The organism is Desulfuromonas versatilis, assembly GCF_019704135.1.
In the GTDB taxonomy this organism is placed as follows: domain Bacteria; phylum Desulfobacterota; class Desulfuromonadia; order Desulfuromonadales; family NIT-T3; genus Desulfuromonas_A; species Desulfuromonas_A versatilis.
On the sequence record NZ_AP024355.1, the window covers coordinates 2,402,172 to 2,428,165 of the forward strand.

At 59.0% G+C, this 25,994-nt stretch carries 23 protein-coding genes and 1 pseudogene; 4 read left to right on the forward strand and 20 right to left on the reverse strand.

Annotated features, from left to right (window positions below):
• Nucleotides 1-36: 36 nt before the first annotated feature.
• Complete coding sequence (locus DESUT3_RS10805) at nucleotides 37-540, forward strand: helix-turn-helix domain-containing protein (RefSeq protein WP_221248490.1); 504 nt, start codon at nucleotides 37-39, stop codon at nucleotides 538-540.
• Here DESUT3_RS10805 and DESUT3_RS10810 read toward each other — a convergent pair.
• The 3 genes and pseudogenes from DESUT3_RS10810 to DESUT3_RS10815 all read right to left on the reverse strand — a co-directional run bounded on the left by DESUT3_RS10810 (nucleotide 486) and on the right by DESUT3_RS10815 (nucleotide 2,914).
• On the reverse strand, nucleotides 486-1,256 hold the full coding sequence (locus tag DESUT3_RS10810) for a transposase (RefSeq protein ID WP_225911482.1): 771 nt from the start codon (nucleotides 1,254-1,256) through the stop codon (nucleotides 486-488). The genes DESUT3_RS10805 and DESUT3_RS10810 overlap by 55 nt on opposite strands.
• 665 nt (nucleotides 1,257-1,921) lie before the next feature.
• Nucleotides 1,922-2,020, reverse strand: a pseudogene (locus DESUT3_RS21320) (transposase); the annotation flags it as partial.
• Between the two features lie 549 nt (nucleotides 2,021-2,569).
• Complete coding sequence (locus DESUT3_RS10815) at nucleotides 2,570-2,914, reverse strand: helix-turn-helix domain-containing protein (RefSeq protein WP_221248492.1); 345 nt, start codon at nucleotides 2,912-2,914, stop codon at nucleotides 2,570-2,572.
• 82 nt (nucleotides 2,915-2,996) lie between these two features.
• Between DESUT3_RS10815 and DESUT3_RS10820 the strand changes: the two genes are divergently transcribed.
• Both DESUT3_RS10820 and DESUT3_RS21145 read left to right on the forward strand, forming a co-directional pair.
• Nucleotides 2,997-3,143, forward strand: coding sequence for a hypothetical protein (locus tag DESUT3_RS10820; RefSeq protein ID WP_221248493.1), 147 nt, complete (start codon nucleotides 2,997-2,999; stop codon nucleotides 3,141-3,143).
• A gap of 21 nt (nucleotides 3,144-3,164) precedes the next feature.
• On the forward strand, nucleotides 3,165-3,299 hold the full coding sequence (locus DESUT3_RS21145; protein WP_264082170.1) for a hypothetical protein: 135 nt from the start codon (nucleotides 3,165-3,167) through the stop codon (nucleotides 3,297-3,299).
• Nucleotides 3,300-3,349: 50 nt separating this feature from the next.
• Here the strand turns inward: DESUT3_RS21145 and DESUT3_RS10825 are convergent, their stop codons facing one another.
• The 6 genes from DESUT3_RS10825 to DESUT3_RS10850 form a co-directional block, all read right to left on the reverse strand.
• Nucleotides 3,350-3,799, reverse strand: coding sequence for a hypothetical protein (locus tag DESUT3_RS10825; RefSeq protein WP_221248494.1), 450 nt, complete (start codon nucleotides 3,797-3,799; stop codon nucleotides 3,350-3,352).
• Between the two features lie 469 nt (nucleotides 3,800-4,268).
• Nucleotides 4,269-5,603, reverse strand: coding sequence for a hypothetical protein (locus DESUT3_RS10830; RefSeq protein ID WP_221248495.1), 1,335 nt, complete (start codon nucleotides 5,601-5,603; stop codon nucleotides 4,269-4,271).
• Nucleotides 5,604-5,660: 57 nt separating this feature from the next.
• Nucleotides 5,661-5,885 (reverse strand): hypothetical protein, encoded by a 225-nt coding sequence (locus tag DESUT3_RS10835; protein ID WP_221248496.1) that lies wholly within the window; start codon nucleotides 5,883-5,885, stop codon nucleotides 5,661-5,663.
• Nucleotides 5,886-6,358: 473 nt separating this feature from the next.
• The gene (locus DESUT3_RS10840; RefSeq protein WP_221248497.1) at nucleotides 6,359-9,733 is read right to left on the reverse strand and encodes a UvrD-helicase domain-containing protein; all 3,375 of its coding nucleotides are present in this window, start codon (nucleotides 9,731-9,733) and stop codon (nucleotides 6,359-6,361) included.
• Nucleotides 9,730-12,393: a PD-(D/E)XK nuclease family protein gene (locus DESUT3_RS10845; RefSeq protein WP_221248498.1), complete on the reverse strand. Its 2,664-nt coding sequence runs from the start codon at nucleotides 12,391-12,393 to the stop codon at nucleotides 9,730-9,732. Before DESUT3_RS10845 ends, DESUT3_RS10840 begins: the two co-directional genes overlap by 4 nt.
• Nucleotides 12,390-12,788 carry a VanZ family protein gene (locus tag DESUT3_RS10850; RefSeq protein ID WP_221248499.1) on the reverse strand — a complete coding sequence of 133 codons (399 nt, stop codon included), beginning with the start codon at nucleotides 12,786-12,788 and terminating at the stop codon, nucleotides 12,390-12,392. The genes DESUT3_RS10845 and DESUT3_RS10850 overlap by 4 nt, the downstream gene beginning before the upstream one ends.
• A gap of 228 nt (nucleotides 12,789-13,016) precedes the next feature.
• Here DESUT3_RS10850 and DESUT3_RS10855 point away from each other — a divergent pair, with 228 nt between their 5' ends.
• Entirely contained in the window at nucleotides 13,017-13,649 is a 633-nt protein-coding gene (locus DESUT3_RS10855) for a lysophospholipid acyltransferase family protein (RefSeq protein WP_221248500.1), read from the forward strand.
• Nucleotides 13,650-13,715: 66 nt separating this feature from the next.
• Here the strand turns inward: DESUT3_RS10855 and DESUT3_RS10860 are convergent, their stop codons facing one another.
• The 11 genes from DESUT3_RS10860 to DESUT3_RS10910 all read right to left on the reverse strand — a co-directional run bounded on the left by DESUT3_RS10860 (nucleotide 13,716) and on the right by DESUT3_RS10910 (nucleotide 25,883).
• The gene (locus tag DESUT3_RS10860; protein WP_221248501.1) at nucleotides 13,716-14,141 is read right to left on the reverse strand and encodes an alpha/beta hydrolase; all 426 of its coding nucleotides are present in this window, start codon (nucleotides 14,139-14,141) and stop codon (nucleotides 13,716-13,718) included.
• An 81-nt stretch (nucleotides 14,142-14,222) separates the two neighbouring features.
• Entirely contained in the window at nucleotides 14,223-14,816 is a 594-nt protein-coding gene (locus tag DESUT3_RS10865) for an acetate uptake transporter (protein WP_221248502.1), read from the reverse strand.
• 464 nt (nucleotides 14,817-15,280) lie between these two features.
• Nucleotides 15,281-16,300 carry a transporter family protein gene (locus tag DESUT3_RS10870; protein ID WP_221248503.1) on the reverse strand — a complete coding sequence of 340 codons (1,020 nt, stop codon included), beginning with the start codon at nucleotides 16,298-16,300 and terminating at the stop codon, nucleotides 15,281-15,283.
• Between the two features lie 250 nt (nucleotides 16,301-16,550).
• Nucleotides 16,551-17,093 (reverse strand): hypothetical protein, encoded by a 543-nt coding sequence (locus tag DESUT3_RS10875; protein ID WP_221248504.1) that lies wholly within the window; start codon nucleotides 17,091-17,093, stop codon nucleotides 16,551-16,553.
• Between the two features lie 40 nt (nucleotides 17,094-17,133).
• Complete coding sequence (locus DESUT3_RS10880; RefSeq protein ID WP_221248505.1) at nucleotides 17,134-17,781, reverse strand: C39 family peptidase; 648 nt, start codon at nucleotides 17,779-17,781, stop codon at nucleotides 17,134-17,136.
• A gap of 137 nt (nucleotides 17,782-17,918) precedes the next feature.
• Nucleotides 17,919-18,917: a hypothetical protein gene (locus tag DESUT3_RS10885; RefSeq protein WP_221248506.1), complete on the reverse strand. Its 999-nt coding sequence runs from the start codon at nucleotides 18,915-18,917 to the stop codon at nucleotides 17,919-17,921.
• Between the two features lie 112 nt (nucleotides 18,918-19,029).
• Nucleotides 19,030-19,419, reverse strand: coding sequence for a hypothetical protein (locus tag DESUT3_RS10890; protein ID WP_221248507.1), 390 nt, complete (start codon nucleotides 19,417-19,419; stop codon nucleotides 19,030-19,032).
• Between the two features lie 224 nt (nucleotides 19,420-19,643).
• Entirely contained in the window at nucleotides 19,644-21,116 is a 1,473-nt protein-coding gene (locus DESUT3_RS10895) for a sigma-54 interaction domain-containing protein (RefSeq protein WP_221248508.1), read from the reverse strand.
• 304 nt (nucleotides 21,117-21,420) lie between these two features.
• Nucleotides 21,421-21,936 carry a hypothetical protein gene (locus DESUT3_RS10900; RefSeq protein ID WP_221248509.1) on the reverse strand — a complete coding sequence of 172 codons (516 nt, stop codon included), beginning with the start codon at nucleotides 21,934-21,936 and terminating at the stop codon, nucleotides 21,421-21,423.
• 99 nt (nucleotides 21,937-22,035) lie between these two features.
• Nucleotides 22,036-22,539 carry a hypothetical protein gene (locus DESUT3_RS10905; protein ID WP_221248510.1) on the reverse strand — a complete coding sequence of 168 codons (504 nt, stop codon included), beginning with the start codon at nucleotides 22,537-22,539 and terminating at the stop codon, nucleotides 22,036-22,038.
• Between the two features lie 116 nt (nucleotides 22,540-22,655).
• Entirely contained in the window at nucleotides 22,656-25,883 is a 3,228-nt protein-coding gene (locus DESUT3_RS10910; protein WP_221248511.1) for an efflux RND transporter permease subunit, read from the reverse strand.
• Between the last annotated feature and the right edge of the window lie 111 nt (nucleotides 25,884-25,994).

The window sequence follows — 25,994 nt, forward strand, 5'->3', positions numbered from 1 at the left end:
TTGACCCCCTCCCGACGTGGAGGAAGCATGCAAAACATGAGATACATGGTCCCCGTTTTTGATTCTGGACAGACGAGGGACCTCATGCAGACACCTGATGACGTGGCCGTGATGTTGCGGCTGCATGAACTTGGCTGGGGGGCCAAGAGAATCGCCCGGGAACTGGGCGTCAGCAAGAACACCGTCAAGAATTACCTGCGACAGGGCGACTGGAACGCCTATCGCACACCCGTCAGGAGCAAAACCCTCGATGGTCTGGAGGACTGGCTGGAGAAGAGCTTTGTCCAGCACGGGGGCAATGCCGACGTGGTCCGTCAGGACCTTGCCCGTCTCCATGGCATTGAGGTCTCCCTGCGCACCGTAGAGCGCGCCGTTCAGCCCTTTCGCCAGCAGCTCGCCGCAGCGGCCAAGGCCACGGTGCGCTTCGGGGCTATCGGGGTCGGACCAACTCAAAGTGTTGATATTCCATATATTTCCAGAGAAAATCACCCCTTTTCAGGAGCTATAGGCCGATTTTTGGGGACAAAATCGGGCCCATAGTTTTCCTCTGCCTCGCGGAGCACAAATGCCTCCCCACATTGAAAAATATCGCGGGGTTTTCCTCGAGCACCAAGTGCCGCTTGGGTCTGTCGAATAAAATCAGAGCTTCCAACAGCAATGCTCCGAGTCCAGTGTTCTTCCCGCAGTCCATCCTCAGTGAGCAGGGCTTCGTCGATCCAGTCTCGGTAAACCTCTCTTAATTGACTTACGGAGGAGAGTTCAAGCGCATCCAAGAGTGCGTCAAGGTCAAGGACGGTGTTGCGCCGCCGAGTCCCGTAAACTTCTTGATACCCTCCATGGGGCCACTCGGCGGGGTGCTTAACAACTCCGGCACGTACCATGTTCAAATCGATATAGGTGAGGCACCTTGTCAGGTGCGGCCCCGATTCAATCGCCGTGGCATGGTAACGGTCTTCCCAAAATGCTCCCTTGCGGCCTTTGCGCTGGTTGTATTCTTGCCCTACCCGTCCTGAAACTAGCTGCATCAGCGCTGGGATATTGTTTTCGCTGCAATCATTTTTGACCAATAAATGCACATGATTGCAGGTTACCGTGTAGTTCAGGACGCTAACACCGAACCGTTTTCGTCCCTGGTATAGCCACTGAATGTAGCGTTGCCGATCCTGAGAAAACTTCAGCAAAAATTCCTTCTGGTGGCATCGGTGCGTGATGTGCCAAATGTGGCCAGGGAGGAAATGCCGATTCGCTCTGGGCACAGGGATGTCCTTTCGGGGTGCTTGCAAAAAATCGTCATGATTTGCTATGGGCCCGATTTTGCCGCTAAAAATCGAGCCATAGCCCTTTTTTTAGGTGAAAATTCGGGTTATTTTCGTTTTATTTCAGGTAGTTAACTTGGTCCGACCCGGACTCAAACTGTGCACAGGGATGTCCTTCCGGGGTGCTTGCAAAAAATCGTAATGATTTGCTATGGGCCCAATTTTGCCGCTAAAAATCGAGCCATAGCCCATTTTTCAGGTGAAAATTCGGGTAATTTTCGTTTTATTTCGGGTAGTTAATTTGGTCCGACCCGGGCTTACATAACGAGGCTGTAGAAAAACCCCTCGAGGCCTCTGGGGTTGGACAAAGCTGAGCTGTTGATTCTGAATGACTAACATTACGCTATCGGGATGGGACCAAGTCAAAGCCTTGATATTCCATACAATTCCAGAGAAAATCACCCCTTTTCAAGAGCTATAGCCCGATTTTTGAGGCCAAAATCGGGCCCATAGCCTCGATTTCAAGTAAAAATACGGATTCTTTGCGTTTCATTTCAAGTAGTTAACTTGGTCCGACCCGGAGTTAATAGCCCTTTTTTTAGGTGAAAATTCGGGTTATTTTCGTTTTATTTCGGGCAGTTAACTTGGTCCGACCCGGACTCACCCCGATCCTGAGAAAACTTCAGCAAAAATTCCTTCTTGTGGCATCGGTGCGTGATGTGCCAGATGTGGCCAGGGAGGAAATGCCGATTCGCTCTGGGCACAGGGATGTCCTTCCGGGGTGCTTCCAAAAAATCGTCATGATTTGCTATGGGCCCAATTTTGCCACAAAAAATCGAGCCATAGCCCTTTTTTCAGGTGAAAATTCAAGTTATTTTCGTGTTATTTCGGGTAGTTAACTTGGTCCGACCCGGGCTTATTCCCGGGCGTCACAAATTCCGAGTTGCCCACTGCGACGCTCTCTGTCCAGCAGCCCTCCCTGTAGCAACCCCCGGCCCCTTGCAAGGCATCTACCCACCGCCGATAGCTCTCCCTAAACTGTCCGGGGCTCGAAAACCCGCACAATTGCATCAGGCCTTGGTGATCGATAATCCCATATCGGTCTCGAGGGTTTTGGATTTCCTGGTAGCCGCCATGTTCCCAATGCCCTGGGTGCTGCACCACCCCAGCCCTTACCATATTCAAGTCGATATACGCCAGACAGCAATTTTCGATTGTCATTTCGACCACCCCGCCCACCAACGACACCGCCAGTTAGGTCGAGATGCCTACCTTACCGGGAGAGGCCCCTTGTTTCTATGTGTCTAATTGTTTTATGAAATTTTTTCGGTCAATTCTTTTGATACTTTTTTCATCAACTTCATGATTTCTTGATTAAGGATATCGTCAGAGGTACTTTGTGGTTTAAAAAACCCACCTTCTCGGAATTTTTCGGTGGTAAATAGAAAGTTTAAATAACTTTCAAGCAATTCAATTTTTGTGGAAGGCCTATTTAAATGTTTTTTAAATTTTTCCTTATACGTGTCAACCTCTTCCTTGAGTGAGGTAGCATGGTGCTCATCATAAAATAACTCAGCAAATTGACTTTGGCTTAGGCCTATTTTTTTAAGCCATCTTTTTATTTCGGCCTGCTTTTCAAAAACTTCATTTTTGCTCATGCTTGTCCCCGTTTGTCCCTAGTGCCTTTTGTAGACTCTCCTCAAGCTGGGAGGCGAAAACACCCAAGAAAGGAGAGGCATTATGGTAAAGCGATCGAAAACACCGATGACCCCGGAAGCCGCCGCAAGGATTCAAAGTACGCAGGCAAAAAAAGGTGGAGGAAAAGTTTTAAAGGGGTCTTTCACAGCACGAGTACAAAAGGCCGCAACAAAAAACACCAAAAAATAATTCAAAGACTGGGAGGTCAAAATGCCGAACACCGATGGTATGAGTCAAGCTGAACTCGATCTTTGGTCGGATATTAACAACCCCAACAACGATGCGGATATGGATGACTGGGCTGACGCCCACAATCCAAACAACGAAGATTATTTAGGAGATTAACAAGGGGCCTCCCAGCCCTGAGGGAGTAGGCCAAAGGCCTGCTCCCTTTTTTATTCAAGCAAACCAGCCAATGCATTCTGACGAAAATTAATCATAAAACCTTTTTGATCCTTTTTGAATTCAGAATATGAGAAATCGGCCTGCGTTTTCTCGAGGGCATTAATGCATAGATCTCTTTTGGTAATCAGAGTACTAATTCCAATAGGTCTATTGTAGGAAGATACACATTGATCAATAAGAGCATATTCGATTTTTGTAGGGTACCTGTTGTCTTCGGTATAATGTTCGTAAGTTCGAGCCCCTGTTAAGGTTAAAGCGAAAAGCAAAAAAGCAGGAATTAAAGGCTTGATAAATTTGTAGCCATCAAGAGGTTTCTCGCAGTGTTGACAATTCGTGCCACCAGTAACCACGATATTGTTTTCTTTTTGGCAGTCTGGACAAATTATTTTCATGCTTATTTCATAGTGTTGCAGAGCTGCAGTCGGAGGAAGGCAGCTCATGAACACCCCTCCCGAAAATAGTCAATAACCATGCAACCGCCCGGCTATAACAGGCGGCTATCTGGGTCGGACCACGCTAATTATTCCCAATGCCCGGACTAACGGGGTCGGACCAAGTTAACATGTTGATACTCCATATACTTCCAGAGAAAATCACCCCTTTTCAGGAGCTATAGACCGATTTTTGGGGCCAAAATCGGGCCCATAGTTTTCCTCTGCCTCGCGGAGCACAAATGCTTCCCCACATTGAAAAATATCGCGGGGTTTTCCTCGAACCCCTGGGGTCTAGCGGGGTCGGACCAAGTTAAAAAGTTGATATTCCATATAATTCCAAAGCAAATAACCCCTTTTCAAGAGCTATAGCCCGATTTTTGGGGCCAAAATCAGGCCCACAGCCTCGATTTCCGAAAAAAACAAGGGTTTTTTCTTGTCATTTCAATAGTTAACTTGGCCAGCCCCGTATACAAATCTAGTTGTCAGTTATGTCTGACCATCTAAGAAAAAACAGGAAGTAAGGGTCTCGTATATCGAACACATCATTCTCACCGTCCCACTCCACAATTCGGTCTAAGGCAGCATCATTTACAATTCTTGCTGAATGCTCACAAGCACCGATAATGCTTGACCCGCTAGGCCCTGCCGTTTTACACATGCCGACAATTCGTTCATTGAGTGGTGTGTATCGAAAAGTTAGAGTGGGTGGGTCAAGAGATAATGCTTTGACGAGAAGCCGATAAACGTCCCCATCCCACCCATATTTTGTTTGGTGAATAAGCCTGTCAGAACCTCTTGTTTTTGGACCTTCTTTCATTTTTTCAACTATAGATCCATAGTCCGTAGACAGGACGGTCCTACGACACACCTTCCGTAACATTTCTTTGTCATTTATTAGCTCAATAAGACCGTCAGAATAAGCACGGACCCCAAGTTCATAACATGCATTCAAGCAGAGATACTGCATCAATTGAGGCGACCCCGCAGCCTCGCTTGAGAGAACGTCTATGGCGGTATTTCTGTATGAAATATTTAGCCTTGGAAACCCTTTGTATGCAATTTTTTTGAGAATTTCATTTCCCCAATACTCAAAATCGATTGAAAAAACCCTCCCCCGGAGATCTGGGTTACCTCTAATAACATCATCTGAATGATAAGGTACTGATGCACATATAAATCTTACGCCTTGTCGAATAGCTTCTTTAATCTGTTTCGCAATTTCACTTTGCGTGCTTTTGGGTATGTAGTGAAAATCATCAATAAATACGATAAAGTCAGTTCCTGCCAACTCTCTGATCAAAAGCTGCAAACAATCGACTGAAAAACTAGAAGATGTGGTCTCACTATCGGAACGTGAAGACTCAACAGTCACCCCAGCTTTTCCTTTAGCGAATATTGCGTTGCCCTCTAGTTGACCAGAACCAGCAACTTTTCCACCGCTACTGGAAGTTGTCGAGTTTGACTCTAAAATAGGAGTTCCCAAAATATCGAAAACCTTTAACCACAGATCCTCTGGTTTGGCAACCCCAGCTCCAGTAACCTGAACTAGGCTTTCTCGCCCTAAGCATTGTTCGACAAAAACCGTTTTTCCTGATTTTGATGGCCCAGAAATAGAGATCAACATTGATCCCATATCGAGTGTATCAAGAAGCTGTTCTTTTTTTTCGATTAAATGATCATCTACGAAAGTATGGACTGGAAAAGCACCTGGTGTAAAAACTTGAGAAGACTTCAACATATTCATATCCATTGAAATAGTCAATGTGATTACTGAAGGATAAGGACCATTCCACCACATTAATAATGCCATAATGAAGCGATCGTGTGCGGATTTCCCTATTTTATATGACAATTTATATTACTTTTTTCAATCTTCAAGCCAAGGCAACTCCTCGTTTGAAGGGCCATAAATGTAGTCATTGTGAATGTAAAATTTTCCACTTTTTAGTGGGCCATATATGTAACCATCTTGAATGTAATATTTTCCGCCATTTTTTGGGCCATAAATATAATCACCCTGAATATAGAATTTGCCGGATTCCTTTGGACCATAGATATAGTTGTCTTGAATGTAATATTTTCCAGAGCTCATATTTAAATTCCTCCAATTGAGCTATAACAGCTGGGACAGGCGGGGTCGACCCACGATATATGCCTGAAATAAATAGTTTAATACCCCAAAAGTAGCGGTTTACAGGGCTTAAAGGCCTCATTTGGGTGGTAAAATCAGTACCGCAAGAAGAAGCCTCCGCCCTCAACACCTCCGCCTCTGCACATCCGCTCTAGGGGCAAGCCTTTTCCATGGCAATCTGACCAATCCTGTCTTGTTGCGTGACTCTGAACATGCAGCGAGCCCTCACGCCCCCCCCTCACACTCCCCCATTCCCCAAAAACAAAAAACCGCCCAGAAGCATCCAACTTCTCCGGGCGGTCTTATTCATTCAAAGTCTGCGGGCGAACATCTCGCGGCTCCCTTGAGGTGTTTACAAGATCTTAATTTAATAATCCTTTCAGACTACAATGTCAAAGATAAAAACCACTTCACCCACCTCTCCCCCTGCCCTGTCACCCACCGACTTCAGCAAAAACGTCAACCAGCGGAAAATACAAGGCTGCCTTCAACTGCCGTGTGGGCTCGAGGGCCCGGAACAGCCCCTGGTAGGCGGCGAGCTGCCCGCGGTACTTTTCCACCTCCTCATCGACGAAGGACCTCTCCTTCCCCTTGGGCGGGGCGCTGGTCTTGTAGTCGATGATCCAGCGCACCCCGGCGTCGTCGACGAAGGTGCGGTCGATGATGGCGTGGACCCGTTTGCCGTCGATCACCCCGGAGAGTGGGTATTCGCACACCGCGCTTTCGCGCGCCGCGAGCAGCCAGCGGCCCCGCTCGCTGGCCAGGGTGTTGGCCAGGGCCCGCAAAGCTTTTTCCTGGGCGCCGTCGAGCTCGGCGGCGGGCACGCCCAGCGAGCCCAGCTTACGGCGGACCGGGACCTCGATCTCCTTCAGCCTTTCCGCGGGCCAGCTCTGCAGCCCCTCGCGGGCGATGCGCTCGAGCCAGCCGTGGACCACGGTGCCGATGTGGCGGCCGGTCTCGGCCTCCCAGCCGGAGAAGAGCGCCGCCTCGGCGTCGAAATCCCTGGCCGCCGAAGGTTTGGCCGCTTCGGCGGCCAGGCTGACGGGAGCGGCTACCAGTTCGGGCAGCTGCCAACTGGAGGGCAGGCGGCGGATCGGCAGGAGGGGTTTCTGCTCCGGCTCGGGCTCCGGCGCTTCCGCCGGCCCCGCGAAAACAAACGCCCCCTGCACGGCGGGCCAGAGCTTGGCCAGCAGCGAGCCGGCGTCGGCGCGGAAATCGCCGTTGGCATTGGCCCCGGCGTGGCCGAGCAGGTGCAGGCGGCTCTTGGCGCGGGTGGCGGCGACGTAGAGCAGGCGCGAGACCTCGAGGTCCTCCTTGTCGCGCTCGAGGCGGCCGATGGTTTCGTAGATGGGGTCTTTGCCGTTGCCGCCCCGGGCCTCGATGGGGGCGAGCAGCAGGCCGCACTCGGGGTGCTCGAGCCAGCGCAGCAACGGCTTGTCGCCCTGGCGGGGGCGGCGGCCGAGGCCGGGCAGAATGACGGTGTCGAACTCCAGGCCCTTGGACTTGTGGATGGTCATGACCTGCAGGGCGTCGCCGGCGCGGGCGTCGGGGGCGGCGAAGAGCCGCTGCAGGCCCCGGTCGAGCTCGTCGAAGGAGGCGAGATCGCCACCGTGGTCGAGATCGTCGAGCAGGTCGAGGACCATTTCGGCGTCTTCGAGCCCGGCGGCATCGACGCAGGCCGGGCCGCCGAGGGCCAGCCAGCACCCCTCGACCAGCCGGCGCAGGCCGATGCGGCCGCGTTGGGCGACGCCGCTGGCGAGAATGGCGCTGAGACGCCCGGCGCGCTCCCGGCCGTCGGCGGAGAGGCAGCCGAGGACCTCGGGGTCCTCGAGCAACTGGGGGATGGCGCGCTTGGGCTGCTCACCGCAGAGGGCGTGCAGGTCGGCCAGGGCCAGCCCGCACCAGGGGGCGCGCAGCACCGAGAGCCAGGCCAGGCGGTCGCCGGGGTGCAGCAGGGCGCGGGTGAGCGAGACCAGGTCGCGGGCCACGGGGCGGTCCTGCAGCAGGTCGATGTCCTGGGCCTTGTAGGCGAGCCCGGCGGCGCGCAGGGCGCGCAGGATCTCGAGCAGGTGGGTGCGTGAGCGCACCAGCACCGCGACGTTCTGCCCCGGGTGCTCGGCCTGGCAGCGGCGGATGATCTCGATCACCCTGCCCGCCTCGGCCAGCTCGTCGCGGCCGTCGAAGGGGTGCACCGCCACGGCCGGGGCGGCGAGCGGCGAGTGGATGGCGTGGGCTGGCGAATAGGGGACGGCGCCGCGGGCCTCGTCTTCGGCGGCGGGGAAGATGCCGGCGAAGGTGGCGTTGACCCAGTCGACGATCCCCTGTCGGGAGCGGAAGTTGGCCTGGAGGCGCAGCGGCTGCAGGGCCACCTGGCCGATGCCGTGGGCGCGGGCGCGCAGGAACAGGCCGACCTCGGCCTCGCGGAAGCGGTAGATCGACTGCATGGGGTCGCCGACCAGGAACAGGGTGCGCCCGTCGCCGGGGGTCCACCCCTCGGTGAGCCGCTGCAGCAGCTCGTACTGCAGCCAGGAGGTGTCCTGGAACTCGTCGACCAGGATGTGGCTGAGCCGGGTGTCGAGCTTGAGCAGCAACTCGCTGGGCTGCTCGTTCTCCTGGAGCGCGGCCAGGGCCTTGAGGGCGATTTCGGCGAAATCGACCTCGCCCTGCTCGCCGAACACCAGCCAGAGCTCGGCCACCGCCAAAGGCAGCAGTTCGACCAGTGCCTCGAGGATCGCCCACTGCTCCTCGGGGTACTCGGCCCGCGGCAGGTCGCGGATCTCGGCGAGCAGCGCGGCAAGCTCGCTCTGCCCTTCTAGGCTATCGAGCAGCTGCTGCATGGCCGCCTTCATTTGCGGGTCGCCCCCGTCTTTTTCAGTGGGAAAGCCGGCGGACTTGTTCAGCCCTTTGGGCTTGCGCCACTCGCCCTTGCCGGTGAGCAGCAGGTCGGCGAGCCCCTGCCAGGCCGGCAGATCGGCGCTGTCGGACCCGGGAAAGGCCGGCAGATCCGCCAGGGCGCGCAGGGGCCGGGGATCGTCCGGGTCGAACTGGCCGGCGGCGTAGCGCCCCAGGGTCACCAGCTCCCGCTGCAGCCCCGGGGGGAAGGCGGCCAGGGCCTGGCGCAGGCGCCCCTCGACCAGCTCGCCCAGGGCCTCTTCGAGCACCTGGCGGGGAGCCGCGCCGCGCACCCGGTAGAGGTGGCGCAGCCACTGGTCGCGGCGCTGCAGCAGGGCGACCAGCAGGTCGCGCAGCAAATCCAGGCGGTTGTCGATGTGGGCCAGCAGGCGCCCAACCTCGGCGGCGCCGGAGCGGCTCGAGCCGAGCCGCTCGAGGGTCTGTTCGGCGGCGGCGCGATAGAGCCCTTCGGGGGCCTCGGCGATCTGCGGCACGCCGCCGAAGCGGGTCACCCAGGGCATGCGCCGCACCAGCGAGGCGTTGAAGCTGTCGATGGTCTGGATGGAGAGCAGCGCCGGGTTCTCGAGCAAACGCCAGCCGCAGCGGGCATCCTGGTCGAGGGCGGCGCGGGCCAGCTTCCAGGTGAGGCGCTCGTGGGCCTTTTCCGGCATTTCGCCCAGGGCCCGCTCCAGGGCTTCGAGCAGGCGCTTGCGCATCTCGCCGGCGGCCTTGCGGGTGAAGGTGATGGCGAGGATCTCGTCGGGGCGGCGCACGCTGCCGAGCAGGGCGAGAAAGCGCTGGATCAGCAGCTCGGTCTTGCCCGAGCCGGCCGGGGCCTGGACGATGAAGGAGCCGGCCGGGTCGATGGCGGCCCGGCGTTCGGCGGCATCGGGGATGACGGGGGCGGCGCCGGTCATGCGTCCTCCTCGGGGAGCGGCTGGGCTTCGGTGATGCGGCACAGCGGTGCCAGGTCGCAGTAGCGGCAGGCCTTGACCAGGTCGACAGGGTCGACGGCCGCGGCCCCGGCCAGAAACTCGGCGCCGAGCTTATCGAGCTGACTGCGCCAATGGGCGAGCAGCGAATCCCAGTCGGCGATGGCGTTTTTCTCGGCGGCTTTCGAGCCGGCGAAGGCGTCGACCTTGGGAAGCAGCCCGGCGTCGCGGGCCACCCCCTTGAAGCCGCACTCGCCGGCCCGCAGCACGCCGAAGGCCACCGCGCCGAGCCGCTCGCCCCCCTCGCCGATGCCGTAGACCGGCAGCTGGGGCTCGAGCAGGCGCTCGGCGAGCAGGTCGGCGAGATCGGGGCGGCCGGTCTTGTAGTCGATGATCAACCGGCTACCGTCCTCGGCGGCGTCGATGCGGTCGACCTTGGTGCGGATGGTCAGCCCGCCGAAGTTCTCGAAATGCTCCTTTTCCGATTCCTCGACCACAAAGGGCGCACGATCCAGTTCCACCCCGCCCAGCCACTCCAGGGCCAGGGCCGCCAGGCGCCGCCCCTCGATCTGCCGCAAGGCCAGGGCGCCCTCCCCTTTCCGCTCGCCGAGCTGCTCGTCGAGCACGCTCTCGACGCAGGTCTCGACGCGCTGACGAAGCTCGGTTTCGGGCAGGGCGCAGAGGGCGGCGTGGCTGCGGGTCTGCTTCCAGAAGCATTCGAGGACGGCGTGGGCGAGGTTGCCGCGGGTGCCGGGGTCGAGGCCGACCTCGGGTGATTCGAGAGCGGCCGCCCAGAGGCGGTGGTGGGCGAAGGCGCGAAACGGGCAGAGGGCCTGGTCCTTGAGCAGGCCGGTGCCGCCCTGCACCGGGCCTTCCACGGCCACCGGCGGCCCCTGGGTGTCGAGCAGCCGCTCCAGCGCGGCCGGCTCCGCCTGCAGCCGCGCGGCGGGGGCATGGCTCGGGGCCATTTGAACATCGATCGTCGGCAGGGCGCTGACGAAGGGGCTGGGGCGCAGCTCGCAGTCCCCCTCCCACTCGGGGTGGCTGAGGATCACCTCGGGAGCGGCGGCGAACAGCCGGGCGACGAGCTTTTCGGCGAAGGAGCGTTCGCGTTCGGCCCCGGCGTGGGGCATCCCCTGGGCGACCTGCAGGGGGACGGGCAGAAACGGGTTGGGGCGGGGCGGCGCCGGCAGGGCGTCCTCGGCGAGCCCCATGACCCAGAGATGGTCGAAGCTCAGGCCGGCGGCCTCGAGCACGCCGAGCACCTGCACCGGCCCGGCGGGGGCCTCGGGCTGGAAGACCGTCTCGGCGGCCAGCCGCCGCAGCAACCCGAGGGCGGCGCTGCGCTCGAGCGGGGGGCAGACTGCGTCGAGGGCGGCCATCCCCGAGAGGGCCTTGTCCTGCCAGGCCTGGAACAGCTGGTAGTCGAGGCTGTTCAAGGGCCGCTCACCGGGCCAGCCCGCCGCCTTGAGGGTGGCGGCGAAGTGCCCGGCCCAGGCTCCGGGCTGCCGCTTGCGGGTTTCGCCGAGGTTTTTGCCCAGGCCGAGGAAAATGCCGGCCATGACCGGGGCTTCGGCCTTGGCCAGCTCCACCAGGGCGTTGAGGTGAAATTCGCCGAGGCCCTTTTTGCGCAGCCTGACCTCCACGCCGGCGCGTGCGGCGGCCTCGCTCTGCGCGCCCTTCAGGTAGGGGGAGCGCAGCAGCAGGCTGGCCTGGTCGAGGGGGAGCAGCACCCCGACGCCGAGCAGTTTGAAGGCGGCGCTCACCATCCCCTGCTCGGCCAGCGGCGCGCCGAGGGAGAGGCTGAATTTATCCTCGCCGGCGTCGCTGCGCAGTTGGGCATCGGGGTCGATCTCCTCGCGGAAGATGCGCTCGATGAGCGGCCGGTAGCGGTCGAGGTTGGGGACGACGATGCCGATGCTCCCGGCACCGGTCTCCAGCAGGCGCCGCGCCCAGCGCGCGGCGCCGCGCACCTCGCTGCGCGCATCGGCGCAGGGCAGCCGGCCGAGCCGCCCTGCGGGCTCCCGGTCGGGGGGGATCTCGCTGAGCTGGCAGCCGGCCCCGGCAAGGGCGCTGCAGAGCTCGGCCAGGGCCGGCGAGAGTTCATCGAAGCCGGTCAGCGCGAGCTTATCCGGAACCGTCAGGGCCCCATCCGCAACGGCGCGGGTCACGCAACCGAGCAGGGCCGGCGGGTCGAGCCAGCCGCCGCTCTGCAGCAGGCCGCGATAGGCCTCCTCCCAGCGCAAAAAGGCGGCGTGATCCTCGGTGGCCGGAAACTGCCGCGGGTCGCCGCCGTACTCGGCGAGCAGCCGGCGCGCCTCCATGGCCTGACGAGCCGAGGCGCCGATCTGCAGCAGGGCGCTGCCTGCGGCGTCCTGCTCGATGGCCTGCTCCCAGAGCCGCTGGGCGGCGAAGCTGCCGAGCAGCCGCCACTCTTCCCCAAGCTCGGCAAGGGCTTCGTGCAGCCAAGCGTCAAGGCTGGCGATGCGCGGGGTCTCCCAGGCGCCGCGCCCGGCGGCGGCCATCCGCTCGTCGAACTGGGTGCGCAAGTGGCGGGCCAGGCGCTTGTTCACCGTCAGGATGGTCGCCCCGGCAAAGGCTAGTTCGAGGGCCCTGTCTGCCAGGCCGCCTCCCCCGCCGCTCACCAAGCCCTCCCCTGCAGCCGCGCCCAAATCCAGGCCCCGGCGAAAACGGCCAGCGCCCCCAGGGCATTGGCGGCCATGTCGCCCACTTCGAGCACCCGGCCGATATTCATTTGCGCCTGGGCGACCTCGAAAGAGACGCCAATCAGGGCGCAGAACGCAGCGGCCAACAACCAGCCGACCAGCCGCCGCCGAGCCAGCAGCGCTGCCAGGCGCCCCCCGAGAAAAGCCAGCAGGGCGTAGGCCGAGGCGTGCTGCAGCTTGTCCCAGCTCAGCAGGGGGTAGTCGATCTGCGGCGGTTGCGGGGTGAGCGAAAGCCAGGCGATGGCGGCCAGCCACAACCCGAAGGCGGCTGCCCGGGCCAGAACACATTTGATGCAAAAAGGCTGGGGTTCCATAATCCTCCTCGAAAGACGGTTCAAAATATCTCATTTCGAGGGGGAAGTCTATTGGGAGTCCGTGGTCCGTGGTCCGTGGTCCGTGGTCTGTGGTCCGTGGTCCGTGGTCTGTGGTCCGTGGTCTGTGAAGTGTAATTCTGTCCACTGTCCACTGATCAATGGCCACTTGTCCCAATCTCCAGCGGATGCTATATTCCCTGCCACTTAATGCCAACAGGGAGATCCCGCGTGAACACATCCATCCTGCGTCGCCTCTGGGTGACCATCTCCACCTATGTGGTGGGTTTTTATGCTTCGGTTCTGAACCGCTTCGAAATCGTCGGGGCCGAAAACATTCCCCGCGAGGGCGGGGTGCTGCTGGCCTCGAACCATATCTCGGGCTACGAGACGGTCTTTCTGCCCTGGGCGGTGACCCGCTCTCAGCCCCTGGAGATGATCTGGGCTCCCGCCAAGGAAGAGCTGTTCAAAAACCCTTTCCTCGGCTTTTTCTTTCGTTCGTGGGGGGCGTTTCCGGTGAGGCGCGGCCGCGATGTGCGCGCCGGCAAGGTAATCAACGACCTGCTGAAGACCGACAAGGTGATGCTGTTCCCCGAGGGGACGCGCAACAAGGACGGCCAACTCGGCAAGGGGAACCGCGGGGTGGGCAAACTGATCTACGATACCCGCCCGGTGGTGATCCCGGTAGCCCTCAGCGGCCTCAACCGCTGGAAGTTTCCCGGCTTCGGCCAACCGGCCCGGGTCGTGTTCGGGCCGGCGCTGGATTTCAGCGACCTCTACCGGCAGGAAGACGACAAGCAGACCCACCTGCAGATCGTCGAGCGGGTGATGACGGCCATTGCTGGCCAGCTCGAGGATAACTGAGAAGCAAAAACAGCGAAAGCCCGCCACCCCGGCGGGCTTTCGCTGTTCCAACCAAACCCATTCAACCTAAACGGCCGCCCGCTGCATCTCGGCGGGAAGAAACACGCCCCCCACCCTGGCGCTGAACTCCTCCACCAGGACCGCCACGCCGGCGGGAACCATGCTGGCCACCCGCCCGGGGTACCTGCTGATCAGGGCCTTGACCACCGCCTCACCCCGGCCGGTCCAGACCAGGGCCGCCCGGCCGATCCCCAGGTAATCCATGAGCCGCACCAACCGCTCGGCCCCTGAGCCTCCTCCAAGGGCTTTGCTCCCCGCTTCTTCGAAAGCCTCAGGGTCCAGGGTCACCACACGAAACCCACGGCTGGCCAGGGTTTCGACATGGGCGAGCCAATTGCTTCGGTCCGCCTGCTCGCCTCTCACGAAAACCACCGCCGGCCCCCGGCCGATATCCTTGTATCCCACGCTACTTTCACTATTCGACGCACCCATGGCTTGTCTCCTGAATATATTTGTTAATCTCCATTGTCATAACGGTTCGACCCGGGGCCGCTGTGACGTACCAGATCTTCTCTAAGGCTCCTGCAATGGCGGCTTGGCGGCCGGGGAAACCTGACGGTCCAGGGCGGTGAAGCTGGCCAGGACGCCGCCTGCAAGACCGATAAGCCCTGCCAGTTTTTCCAGGATCGGGTTGCCGGTGGCCTTGCCGATGGCGACCAGTACGATCATGACGGCCAGAATCCCGAAAAGCGCGGCGAGGTTTCTATGGTTGCGCAGCGAACCGAGAAACATGAACATGCTGAACATGGCCCAGATCGCCAGGTAGGCCGCCAGGGACGAAGCCTGGGGAGGCCTGCCCAGGCCGCTGGCCGGCAACAGGACCATCGCCTCCTGGGACAGCCAAAACATTCCGTAGGAGGTAAAGGCACAAGCACCCAACAGGCTGCAGCGACGCCATTCCAACAAGCCGACCAGGATCAGCCAGAGCGCCCCGCAACCCAGGCCGAGTTGCAGGAGCCTGGAATCCGCCGGAAAGAATCCGGCGCTGAATAGTCCGACCAGGCCCGTAGTCAGCCCAAGGGCATGTATGCCCGCGGTTGACGGAGCGGGTTCGATGCGGATGCGGGGCAATGTGGAAGCGGAGCCCAGTGATTGCTCGAGTGCCATGATTTACCTCCCGTCCTGGCTTAACCGGCCTTCTCCCATAAGCTGTCTGCCATCCTTATATCAGCAACATTTATACCAATGTTTTATTTGCAATAGGTTTTTAAATTTTGGTGTTTGTTTTCGGTGGGTTGGCGTTTTCGGATATCCCAATACGCGCTTTTCAGAGAGCCACTCACCTGGCAATGAAAAACTCAGTATTTCGAATATTTTTCGAATAAAACCAAAGACTTGAAATAGATTTTCGATTTACCAGGAGAGGTTTTCGCTTTCGCACAAATGCAAAGCTTCGCACCTAGAGTTTCGCAAACATGCAAAACATTGTTTGCTGTCCCTCGATATCGGCAACGGCCGGAGGATCCGGGCCGTTCCGGGTTTTGAAGAAAAAGCAGGGGAAAGGTGCCTGAACGGTCTGCGGGGAGATAATCGCCGCCGGCGGGGATACCCCAACCGGCGGCGAACTTGCCTTAGAAGGCCAGGCGGATTGGCAGTTTCAGGCTAACCTGAGTGTCGGGGGAGTCGGGAGTCAAACCGAAACTGACCGAGACGTTCAGAGAAACCTTGTTGGTCATCAGGTAGGTGCCGCCGAAAACGAGACTCGCGGTGGTGATGTCGGTCTCGGCAATCTTTTTCCCGTCCACTTCGGTGCGGTCGTAGAATTTCTGTTCGTAGGCGGTACTCAGCGCAAAGCGGTCATTCAACGCGTAGGCCAGACCGAAGCCGATGTTGATGCTGTCGCTCGGATCAACGGTTCCGATCCCGTCCCCGGGATCCGTTTCGATGTGGTCGAAATAGCTCAGGTTGAGGAAGAACACCGCCGGGTCCACCGTCTTTACGATGGTGACGTTGGGCTCCAGGGCCCAGTGGCCGCTGCCCAGGGGCAGTTCGGTGTTGATGGTCCGCCCGGCCCCTTGAACCTGGCCGACTTCCTTGGTCCTGAGACCGTAGGGGTCCTTCCCGGTGCGGGACTTCACCCGCAGACCGGCCAGGATCCCGGGCATTCCATCCCGCTCCTTGAGCAGATGCACCAGCAGCCCCCCTTCGATATCCCCCAGGCCGGTCTCGTCGACGCGCTCGGTGATCCGATCCAACTGGTTTTCGGTGTTCAGGCTGTCCGCCCCGAAGGTGTAGCGGTCATAGCGGGCGACATAGGGGATTTTGAGATTGAATTCGAAGGCGTCGGTCAGCCCCAAGCGGAAAGTCAGAGACGGGATGAGAATGTCCCGGCGGATTTTCTCGACCTCGATGATGCCCACCACCAATGCCGGCAGGACACTGACCCCGGTGACGTCGAGACGGTTGGAGCTGATGTGGGTGTACTGGAACCCGGGCTCTATGACGAAATTGCGCCGACCGACCATGGTGGCGCCTTTTTCCGTCAGCAGGCCCGGCTGCACCTTTTCGGAAACGGTCTCGTCCTGGGCAAAGCTGTCGATATGGAAACCGAACAATGCCACCAGGACAAGCACGAATACCGATTTTCTCATGGGGAGTCCCTCCTTTCCTGCACCGCAACCGGATTTTCCATCCCATTGAATGGAAAACGTCGAAGTAATCCAAGGTTAAAACCTTCATATGTGAGTGAAATTTTCCCCCCCAACCCATCGGTTGTCAACCCTGTGGTTGATATTTTTTCATAAGGCCATATGAATCTTCTCGAAAAACAGCGAAGCCGCCGGTTTATGCCCGGCGGCTTCGCTGCCCTCCTCTATCTGGTTCCCCATTTAGCTTCCCAATTTACCGCATCATGAATTCCATCGGATTGAACCCTCCTATGTCTTTGGCATTGAAAAATCCGAGGCGGATATTGAAGATGTTTACAATAGAGGCGGTGTTGTAATTGCCCGCGATCAGGTTGGTATTGGCCAGGCCGAAGAAATCGGTAAACGAATTTCCGACCATGATGTTGTTGATCTGGTCCGGATTGGCCAGGGCGGCTCCCTGGTCCCCACCGTTGAAGGCCTGAAGGATGTTCATGTCGAACTTGATACCATCCTGGTCGATTTTCACTGACTGTCGAATGCCGTTGACGAAACCGGCGGTGCTGCCAAAACCGGGGTCGTTGTTGATGACGGTATTCAATTTAAGGTATTCCATGTCGAAATACAGCACCCGACCATCGGGCAGAGAAAACCCCCCTCGAGCCTCGCTCATCTGTTCATCGGAAAGGGTGTCCCCGGTCAACGCCAGGGTGTCTTCGCCGTGCGCCAGTGAGGAGGCAAAGAGAATCAGCAGGGCAAACATGCCCGTCAGAATGTTCCTGCCCCATCCAGGTTTCATTTCCAACCCCCTTTTCCTTGTTAGGCTGTGAGGCAAATCTTTAAAACTCCGAGGGGTCCTTCACAAGATCCATGTTGAACAAATCGGGTACCAGTAATTTGCGGTCGAGCCGCAGCCCCTGCTTGACGGCCAGGGCATGTTCTTCGACCTTCTCGCCGGTCGAATTGGTAAAAGCCAACAGGATGCCGTTCCACATTTCCTGGAACTCCTTGAGACTCTTGACCATGTTCCCCTTGGCCGGATCGGCGATGTGGACCTTGTCTCCCGAGATCCCCTTGACCACCACGAAGTGATTGTAGTTCTGGTGGTTGATCAGGACGATGGCAGGCCGGTCCAGCTCTCTGAGCTGAGTTACCTCGAGCTGGTAGCCTTTGCCGCCAAAGCCGAGGGACTCGGCGTAGTTTTTCAGGTCGAGCAGGGAGAGCCCGCTTTTCTTGACCCGTTCAACGACCTGGGGGTCCTGATGGGTCAGGACCGCCTGCAGAATATCCTCTTCGGAGGTCTCCCTGTCGAAGTAGAAGGTGAGAATGGTGGCCAGGGAGGCAGCCCCGCAGCTAAAATCCGTGGTCTGCCGTACCAGGTTTTCGAAGCGAAGGTCCTTCATCGATTTGACCTTCTTCGAAACAACCATGTTGCCGATCCTGATGTCCACCGCCGCGGCATGAACCTCCACACTCTGCACCAGCATCGCCAGTAAACAGGTGAATCCCAGAAAAAAAGCTGTTTTCCCATGGGATCGACTCACCACCATTGATACACTCCGAGAAGGATTACCCCGGCGGGATCCTGTGCCCCGCCGGGGTTTGCTGCAAGTGCCCTGGTACCTTAGAACCCGCCGACTGCGATGGCGTTGAGGTTACCGGCATTGTTGAACCCGCCAGCGGTGCTGGAGTTGTTGATGATGCCGGCGTTGCCGTTGAAGGAATCCTGGAAGCTGACAGTGTTGGTCACGGCGGTGCCGCCCGCGCAGTCATCGCCCGCGCCGTTGGCGCCGATGGCATTGATGGCGCCGATCTGGGCCGATACCTGCAGCAGGTTGGCCTCGAGCTTCACGGACTGGTCGCGGTTGTCGTTGGTGGAGTTGTCGCTGTTGTCGTTGTAGGAGTCCTCGACGTCGTTGATGGCGCTGCCGTCCTGGGCGACGTTGGAATCATCGTTGTCGTCGGCGACGTTGTCGTTGTCGTTGCTGTTGTCGGTGTTGTAGGAGTCGTCGGCGATCGTGCTCTGATCCTGGGCCACGTTGGAGTCGTCATTTTCATTGGCGACGTTGTCGTTGTCGTAGTCGGTATCGGTGTTGTAGGACTCACGTACCGAGTTGTCCGTATTGAAGGAGTCGTCGTTGTCGTTGTCCTCGTTGTTCCAGTTGGCGGTGCTGTTCTGCTGGGCAACGGCCGAGCCGTCGTTGTCGATGGCTACCGGTACGTCCTCAATGCCGACTTCGACGTTGGTGTTGGTGGAGTTGTCGCTGTTGTCGCTGTTGTCATTGAGGGAGTCGTTGGTAGCGGTGGAGTTCTGCTGAGCAACAGCGCTGTCATCGACATCGGCCGCGATGGGCACATCGGCATTGAGGTCGAGATCGGTCGAATTGTCGCTGTTGTCGTTGAAGGAATCGGTCGCGGCAGCTTTGAATGAATCATTGACATCGACGGAGTTGTCGGTGTTGGTCGATGCGTCCAGGGTATTGTCATTCAGCGAGTTGTCCAAGGCCGTGCTGTCGTTCTGAGCTACGGCGGAATCGGACGGGGTGCAGGATGACGGATCCTGGGCAAATGCTACCGTGGCCAGTCCCAGCATGGCGATAATGCATAGCAGTCTTTTCAACATGGTTCTCCTCCTTTAGAGTGTGGTACGACGTTAACTGCTGAACAACGGCATTTCCCCTTTCCCTCCCTTGAACTTCATTGCAATCAAGTAGGTCTTCTCTTGCTTCGCTGCATCACCTCCCTTGTATTGAGATAGAGCTAATGCTGGCACCATTGGCCCGCTGGAATTTTTCGCTGCCGCGAACCCCGGGTTCGTCCCAGAGGATAATCGCCGAGGCCGAGAATCCGGGAAGCTCCGGCGTACTGATGCCGATGGCCTTGCCGCGGATGCTGCCGAGTTGCACGTCATTCAGTTCGTTTCCTGGCAACTCCAGATTTTTCAGGGGGGCGGGTTCGGCACGAACCCGGTCCTGGCAGCCATCCTCTTCGGGCGGGACTGTGCTCAGCCCATATAAGTCGCCCAACTGGGCCTTGGCGACCAGGATCGCTTCAAAGCCGTAAACATTCCCCGTAAGTCCCAGGAAGAGGAGGAGGATCGCGATACACTGTCCGTTCATTTTCATCGTCACCCTCGCAGCCGTTCGCGGTTTTTTAATTGCTGTCTTTTAATTTAGCAACACCCATGCCAAGGGCTTTTTTCATGTATTTTCAGCAACTTTCATGTTTTGGCCAGGCTAATTCCGTAAAGCATCCGGACAGGTCATTTTTACATTTACGTTTTACACATAAAAAAATCCCCCGACATCTGCTGTCGGGGGATCCGCAATGCGGGGACATTCGGGAACCGTCATTGCCTGGCGGTCTCGTTTTCGATCTGATGTTTCTTCATCAGCGAGTAGAGGCTTGGGCGGCTGATGCCGAGCTGCCTGGCTGCCCTGGCGATAACGAAGTTGTTTTCCCGAAGGGTGCGCAGGACCACTTCCCGCTGGGTCTTGAACACCTGCTTTTTCAGGCCGCTTGGCTCCGCGGCTACCTCGGCGGGTTCCAACTCCATATCCTGTGGCGAGATCAACTCCTGGGACGCCATCACTATGCCGCGGCGGATTTTGTTGATCATTTCCCGCACGTTGCCATGCCAGGGATGGGCCATGATGGCGGTCTTGGCCTCGGGGGAAAACCCCTTGACCGGACTGCCCTCGTCCAGGGCGATCTTCTTGAGGAAATAGTTGGCCAGGACCAGTTTGTCGTCTCCACGCTCCCTCAAGGGGGGCAAGGTGATGGTGAATGCGTTTAGGCGGAAAAAGAGGTCATTGCGAAAGCCACCGTTGCCGGCCATGCTCTTCAGGTCGCAGTTGGTTGCTGCCAGGATGCGGACATCGACCTTTTTCCCCCCCTTGGCACCGATCCGCTCCACGATATGGTCTTCGAGGAAACGCAGCAATTTGACCTGCAGCCCCGGGGGCAGCTCGCCGATTTCGTCGAGGAATATGGTCCCACCGTCGGCCAGTTCGAACTTTCCCTTGCGGGTCGCATAAGCGCCTGTGAACGAGCCTTTTTCATATCCGAACAGCTCGGCTTCGATCAGCCCTTCGGGGATGGCGGCACAATTGAGCGCTACAAAGGGCTTGTCGCGGCGGTCGCTGCGTTCGTGAATGGCCCGCGCCGTCAATTCCTTGCCGGTACCGCTTTCGCCGAGGATCAGAACGTTCATGTCGGTCACCGCGACCTTGCGGATCATGGTGAATACTTCGAGCATTACCGCCGTGGTGCCGACAAACTCTTCCTCCCGGGGTTCCCCATGGTACTTGAGCAGCTCCCGGTCCACGAGATTAAGCAGTTTTTCAATATTTATCGGATCGAGGTGGTCAAGGCGGCTCTGCAGGCGCTGGATAAAGGTGTTTTTCAGGTGGCGATCGAGGTAGTCGCTTTTTTCCAGATCCAGGGCTATACCGCACGCCTGGCAACGGGTGCGGACGCCCCCCTTCTCCTTGCCGCAATAGGGGCACTCGGTTCCGGTATTCAGGCGGTTGCGGATATGTTCCCAGAGATTGCCCAGAGTAGAGCGATCAGGGTGATAGAATTTGACCGCCACGGCCCCGTTGATCTGGCGAATGACCTGCGCACAGAACTGCACCTCGCCCTGCTCGGGCAACCGCGAGGAGAACCGCAGGACCCGGGCAGCCTCCCCCAACCCCTGGACCAGGGCCCCGCTGAGACTCAATTCTTTGATGACCATTGATTTGTTTTGACTGGAAGTTCGTTGGGGGGTGGTCAATTTGACCGGCAATTCGGTTTTCACCCTGGCATCGATTCTTGCCATGGAATACCCTCCACCTTCAAAGCTACAGCTGTGCCCGCCGCGAAATCCGGGAGCACCAAAATGAGGCCGACCTAACCTTTGCCTCCACTCTAGCACCATTCCCCGACCTGTCAATTGTCCATGTAAGGCATTTCTAATTTACTGGAAAGAAAAAAGAGCGACGAATAAACGTCGCTCTTTCGGGTGCTTGGGAATTTTCTTAACGAAAAAAGGGGGGAAAATCAATCCAAAGGGGCAGGCGTTTTACACCCAAGGGTTGGGTATCTCTTTCTGCCTGTACCCCCCTCCAGCCGGACGAAAAAAATTAATTCCCGGAATATTCAAACTGGAAGTTCCGCTTCTTGCCGTCCGCCAGTTTGGTCCCGATTTCAAACTCATAGCGCCCCGGGGCGGCGAGGGTCACGTCCGCACCGAAATGCCCCTCCATCCCCATCAGCTTTATGGGCTCGCTCTTCATCCCGTCAGGCCCCTTGATCTTGATGGCGGCCATCCCCGATTCAACGGGTTTGCCCGTCGCGGTATCCATGAACATCACCATGAAATGGTGGGTTTCCGTCATGCCCATTTTGCTCATGGCGGCCTTGACATCCTTGAGGTGGGCCATGGCCTTGATGCCGTTCTCGGTGGATTCGCCAAGCATGACCATGTCACCTTCCATCATCATGCCGCCATGCTCCATGGCGCCATGGCCCTGGTGCTCCATCTTTTCATGCCCCTGGCCATGCTCCAACTCCCCTTTTTCGTGGCTCATCGCGGCTGCGGAGAGAGGAAGAGACAATCCGAACAGCACCGCTGCAGCAATCACTGTTATGGCTTTCATCGAACGGTTCTCCTTGGAAGGGATCTATTGCGGTTTGTTGCCCGCGATTATTTTACCACGACGTCGCAACTTCGCACGTTTTCCGGGGCCCGCGGCTGCCTATTTGACGTCGTAGTGCAGGTGATACTGGCGCTTTTTGCCGTCCTCGAGCTTGGTGCCGACTTTGAAGTGGTACTCCCCGGGTTGGGCCATGACGACGTCCGCACCGAAATGCCCCTGCATCCCCATCAGCGAAACGGGCGCGCCTTCCTTGCCCTCGGGAGTTTTGATCTTGACCGCCACGGTCCCTTCCTCGATGGGTTTGCCGGTGGCCTCGTCGGTGAACATGACCATGAAATGATGGGTTTCCTTCATGCCCATTTTCCCCATGGCCTCCTTGACGTCCTTGAGGTGGACTATGGCCTTGACGCCGTCCTTGGTCTGCTCGCCGAGCATGATGGTGCCGTCTTCCATGGCCATGCCGCCATGCTCGCCGTGGCCGCCGTGACCTTTGTCCTCACCAGCCATGTGCTCCCCGCCGTGACCATGGTCCATGGCGAAAGCGGCGAAGGGAGCCGAAGCGAGCAGAAGGGTTGCAAAAATGGCGATCAGTCTGTTTTTCATGTGTTCCTCCTATGTTGTTGTATAGCGGAAGCTCCGCGTTTCGTCCTGCAGCAGGACGCATTTATTTTCCAACCTGTCAACTAACCGGTGCCCATTCCTTTGCCGATGGTCACCAGTCAGTGTTCCTCGATATCTCCTTCCGCGGTGGGCACCAGAGATTTGTCGAGCTTATGCCCGCGCCAGAGGAAGAAGATGACCGGGTAGACCATCAGCTCCATGATCCCCGAGGTCACCACCCCGCCGACCATCGGCGCGGCGATGCGCTTCATGACGTCGGCCCCGGCGCCGTGGCTCCACATGATCGGCAGCAGGCCGGCGATGATCACGGCGATGGTCATGATCTTGGGCCGGATGCGCTTGACCGCCCCGTGGTGGATCGCCTGCTTGAGGTCGCCGCGGGTCAGCATGCGCCCCTGGTCGCCCCAGAGTTTGTGGGCAAGATCCAGGTAGAGCAGCATCACCACCCCGGTTTCGGCGTCGAGCCCGGCCAGGGCGATGACCCCGACCCAGACCGCCACCGAGGTGTTGTAGTCGAGCAGGTAGAGGAACCAGAAGGCCCCCACCAAGGAGAAGGGTACGGCCAGGAACACGATGCCGGTCTTGATCACCGATTTGGTGCTCATGTAGATGATGACGAAGATGATCAGCACGGTGAGCGGAATGATGACCATGAAGCGCTTCTTGGCCGACTCCATGTACTCGAACTGGCCGCTCCAGACGATGCTGTAGCCCGGCGGCAGCTGGATCTGCTCGCCGACGGCCTGCTGGGCGTTTTTCACGTAGGTGCCGACGTCGATGCCGCGCAGGTCGACGTAAACCCAGGCGGTGCGCCGGGCGTTTTCGCTCTTGATGCCCGGCGGGCCTTTCTTGATCTCGATGGTCGCCAGCTGCGAGATCGGCACGTGCTTGCCGTCCTTGAGCGGCACCAGCACCCGGTTGAGGGCCGGCAGGTCGTTGCGGTAGTCGCGCAGGTAGCGGATGTTGACCGGGTAGCGCTCGAGGCCCTCGACGGTCTGGGTGACGTTCATGCCGCCGATGGCCGCCTGGATGATGTCCTGCACCTCGCCGACGGTCAGCCCGTAGCGGGCAGCTTCTCCCCGGTCGATGGTGAAGTCGAGGTAGTTGCCGCCGACCACCCGCTCGGAGAAGGCGCTCAGCGTCCCCGGCAGGGTGCGCACCAGGGCCTCGACCTGCTCGCCGAGATCCGAGAGGGTCTGCAGATCGGGCCCCATGATCTTGATGCCGACGGGGGTCTTGATGCCGGTGGAGAGCATGTCGATGCGGGTTTTGATCGGCATGGTCCAGGCGTTGGTCAGCCCCGGGAAGGCGATGGCGTTGTTCAGCTCCTCGGTGAGCTTCTCCACCGAGATCGGCTTCTCTTCCGGCCAGACCCAGCGCAGCGGCTTCTTGACGAGCTCCAGGGCTTCGGGCCAGTTCGAGTAGAAGCGCGGCGCCGGCACCTTGCGCCACTCATCCTCGGGCTTGAGCATGATGGTGGTCTCGATCATCGAGAGGGGCGCGGGGTCGGTGGCGGTTTCGGCACGGCCGATCTTGCCGAAGGTGTGGTGCACCTCGGGGAAACTGGCGATGATCCGGTCGGTCTGCTGCAGCAGTTCGCGGGCCTTGGTCACCGAGATGCCCGGCATGGTGGTCGGCATGTAGAGCAGGTCGCCCTCGTAGAGCGGCGGCATGAACTCGCTGCCCATCTTGCTGAGGGGATACCAGATCGAGAGAATCAGCAGCAGCGCCACCAGCAGGGTCATCTTGCGCCACTTGAGCACGAAATCGACCACCGGATGGTAGACCCAGATCAGGAAGCGGTTGACCGGGTTGGCGTGCTCGGGCTTGATCTTGCCGCGGATGAACCAGCCCATGAGAATCGGCACGATGGTCACCGCCAGCAGCGCCGAGGCGCCCATGGCGTAGGTCTTGGTGAAGGCCAGCGGCTTGAACATCCGACCCGACTGCTCCTGCAGGGTGAAGACCGGCACGAAGGAGACGGTGATCACCAGCAGCGAGTAGAACAGGGTCGGGCCGACCTCCTTGGCCGAGGCGAGGATGATCTCCCAGTGCGGCTTTTTGCCCTGGTCGCGCTCCAGGTGCTTGTGGGCGTTCTCGATCATGATGATCGCCGCGTCGATCATGGCGCCGATGGCGATGGCGATGCCGCCGAGGCTCATGATGTTGGCGTTGATCCCCTGGGCGTGCATGATGACGAAGGCGATCAGGATCGCCACCGGCAGGGTGAAGATCGCCACGAAGGCGCTGGGCAGGTGGAACAGGAACAGCGCGGTGACCAGGGCGACGACGATGCTCTCCTCGAGCAGTTTCTCCTTGAGGGTGTCCACCGCCCGTTCGATGAGCCCGGAGCGGTCGTAGACGGTGCGGATGGTCACCCCCTCGGGCAGCCCGGCCTTGAGGCTTTCGAGCTTGGCCTTGACGTTCTCGATGGTCTGCAGGGCGTTCTCGCCGAAGCGCATGACGATAATGCCGCCCACTGCTTCGCCCTTGCCGTCCAGCTCGGCGAGGCCCCGGCGCAGCTCGGGGCCGATCTTGACCTCGGCCAGGTCGCGCAGCAGGATCGGCGTGCCGCGGCTGTCGGTGCCGACCACGACCTTTTCCAAGTCGTCCACCGAGCGGATATACCCTAGCCCCCTCACCATGAATTCGGTCTCGGCCATCTCCACCAGGCGCCCGCCGACGTCGTTGTTGCTGGCCTGGATGGCGCGGCGGATCTGCGGGATGGTGATGTGGTAGGCGAGCAGCCGGGCCGGGTCGACGGCCACCTGGTACTGTTTGACGTAGCCGCCGATGGAGGCGACCTCGGCGACCCCGTCCACCGCGGTCAGCTCGTAGCGCAGGAACCAGTCCTGGATCGAGCGCAGCTGCTGCAGGTCGTGCTTGTCGCTTTCGAGCACGTACTCGTAAATCCAGCCGACCCCGGTAGCGTCGGGCCCGAGGCTCGGGGTGACCCCCTTGGGCAGCTTGCCCGCGGCGTAGTTCAGGTACTCGAGCACCCGCGAGCGGGCCCAGTAGAGGTCAGTGCCGTCCTCGAAGATGATGTAGACGAAAGAGAAGCCGAAAAAGGAGTAGCCGCGCACCACCTTGGCGTAGGGGACAGCCAGCATCTGCGTGGTCAGCGGATAGGTGACCTGGTCCTCCACCACCTGCGGGGCCTGCCCGGGGTATTCGGTGAAGATGATCACCTGCACGTCCGAGAGATCGGGGATGGCGTCCACCGGTGTCTTGCTCAGGGAGTAAATGCCCGCCACGATGACGAAGACCGTGAGCAGGGTCACCATGAACTTGTTGCGGATGGACCATTCGATGATTTTTTCAAGCATATTTAAAACCAGTGATTAGTGATGGGTGACTGGTGATTGGTAAAACCCGTCTGCCGGGGACGACCCTTGGGATCGGCCTGGGTGGGTGAACCGTCTCGAACCCCGGGGCGG

Excerpts from the sequence above, each read along its gene's own strand:
- DESUT3_RS10880 (WP_221248505.1), bottom strand. The coding sequence starts at position 17,781 with ATGCTGGTGCAGAGTGTGGAGGTTCATGCCGCGGCGGTGGACATCAGG.
- DESUT3_RS21145 (WP_264082170.1), top strand. The coding sequence starts at position 3,165 with ATGCCGAACACCGATGGTATGAGTCAAGCTGAACTCGATCTTTGGTCG.
- DESUT3_RS10910 (WP_221248511.1), bottom strand. The coding sequence starts at position 25,883 with ATGCTTGAAAAAATCATCGAATGGTCCATCCGCAACAAGTTCATGGTG.
- DESUT3_RS10885 (WP_221248506.1), bottom strand. The coding sequence starts at position 18,917 with ATGTTGAAAAGACTGCTATGCATTATCGCCATGCTGGGACTGGCCACG.
- DESUT3_RS10805 (WP_221248490.1), top strand. The coding sequence starts at position 37 with ATGAGATACATGGTCCCCGTTTTTGATTCTGGACAGACGAGGGACCTC.
- DESUT3_RS10895 (WP_221248508.1), bottom strand. The coding sequence starts at position 21,116 with ATGGCAAGAATCGATGCCAGGGTGAAAACCGAATTGCCGGTCAAATTG.
- DESUT3_RS10820 (WP_221248493.1), top strand. The coding sequence starts at position 2,997 with ATGGTAAAGCGATCGAAAACACCGATGACCCCGGAAGCCGCCGCAAGG.
- DESUT3_RS10905 (WP_221248510.1), bottom strand. The coding sequence starts at position 22,539 with ATGAAAAACAGACTGATCGCCATTTTTGCAACCCTTCTGCTCGCTTCG.
- DESUT3_RS10865 (WP_221248502.1), bottom strand. The coding sequence starts at position 14,816 with ATGGCACTCGAGCAATCACTGGGCTCCGCTTCCACATTGCCCCGCATC.
- DESUT3_RS10875 (WP_221248504.1), bottom strand. The coding sequence starts at position 17,093 with ATGAAACCTGGATGGGGCAGGAACATTCTGACGGGCATGTTTGCCCTG.
- DESUT3_RS10835 (WP_221248496.1), bottom strand. The coding sequence starts at position 5,885 with ATGAGCTCTGGAAAATATTACATTCAAGACAACTATATCTATGGTCCA.
- DESUT3_RS10860 (WP_221248501.1), bottom strand. The coding sequence starts at position 14,141 with ATGGGTGCGTCGAATAGTGAAAGTAGCGTGGGATACAAGGATATCGGC.
- DESUT3_RS10815 (WP_221248492.1), bottom strand. The coding sequence starts at position 2,914 with ATGAGCAAAAATGAAGTTTTTGAAAAGCAGGCCGAAATAAAAAGATGG.
- DESUT3_RS10840 (WP_221248497.1), bottom strand. The coding sequence starts at position 9,733 with ATGACCGGCGCCGCCCCCGTCATCCCCGATGCCGCCGAACGCCGGGCC.
- DESUT3_RS10830 (WP_221248495.1), bottom strand. The coding sequence starts at position 5,603 with ATGGCATTATTAATGTGGTGGAATGGTCCTTATCCTTCAGTAATCACA.
- DESUT3_RS10870 (WP_221248503.1), bottom strand. The coding sequence starts at position 16,300 with ATGAGAAAATCGGTATTCGTGCTTGTCCTGGTGGCATTGTTCGGTTTC.
- DESUT3_RS10900 (WP_221248509.1), bottom strand. The coding sequence starts at position 21,936 with ATGAAAGCCATAACAGTGATTGCTGCAGCGGTGCTGTTCGGATTGTCT.
- DESUT3_RS10825 (WP_221248494.1), bottom strand. The coding sequence starts at position 3,799 with ATGAGCTGCCTTCCTCCGACTGCAGCTCTGCAACACTATGAAATAAGC.
- DESUT3_RS10850 (WP_221248499.1), bottom strand. The coding sequence starts at position 12,788 with ATGGAACCCCAGCCTTTTTGCATCAAATGTGTTCTGGCCCGGGCAGCC.
- DESUT3_RS10890 (WP_221248507.1), bottom strand. The coding sequence starts at position 19,419 with ATGAAAATGAACGGACAGTGTATCGCGATCCTCCTCCTCTTCCTGGGA.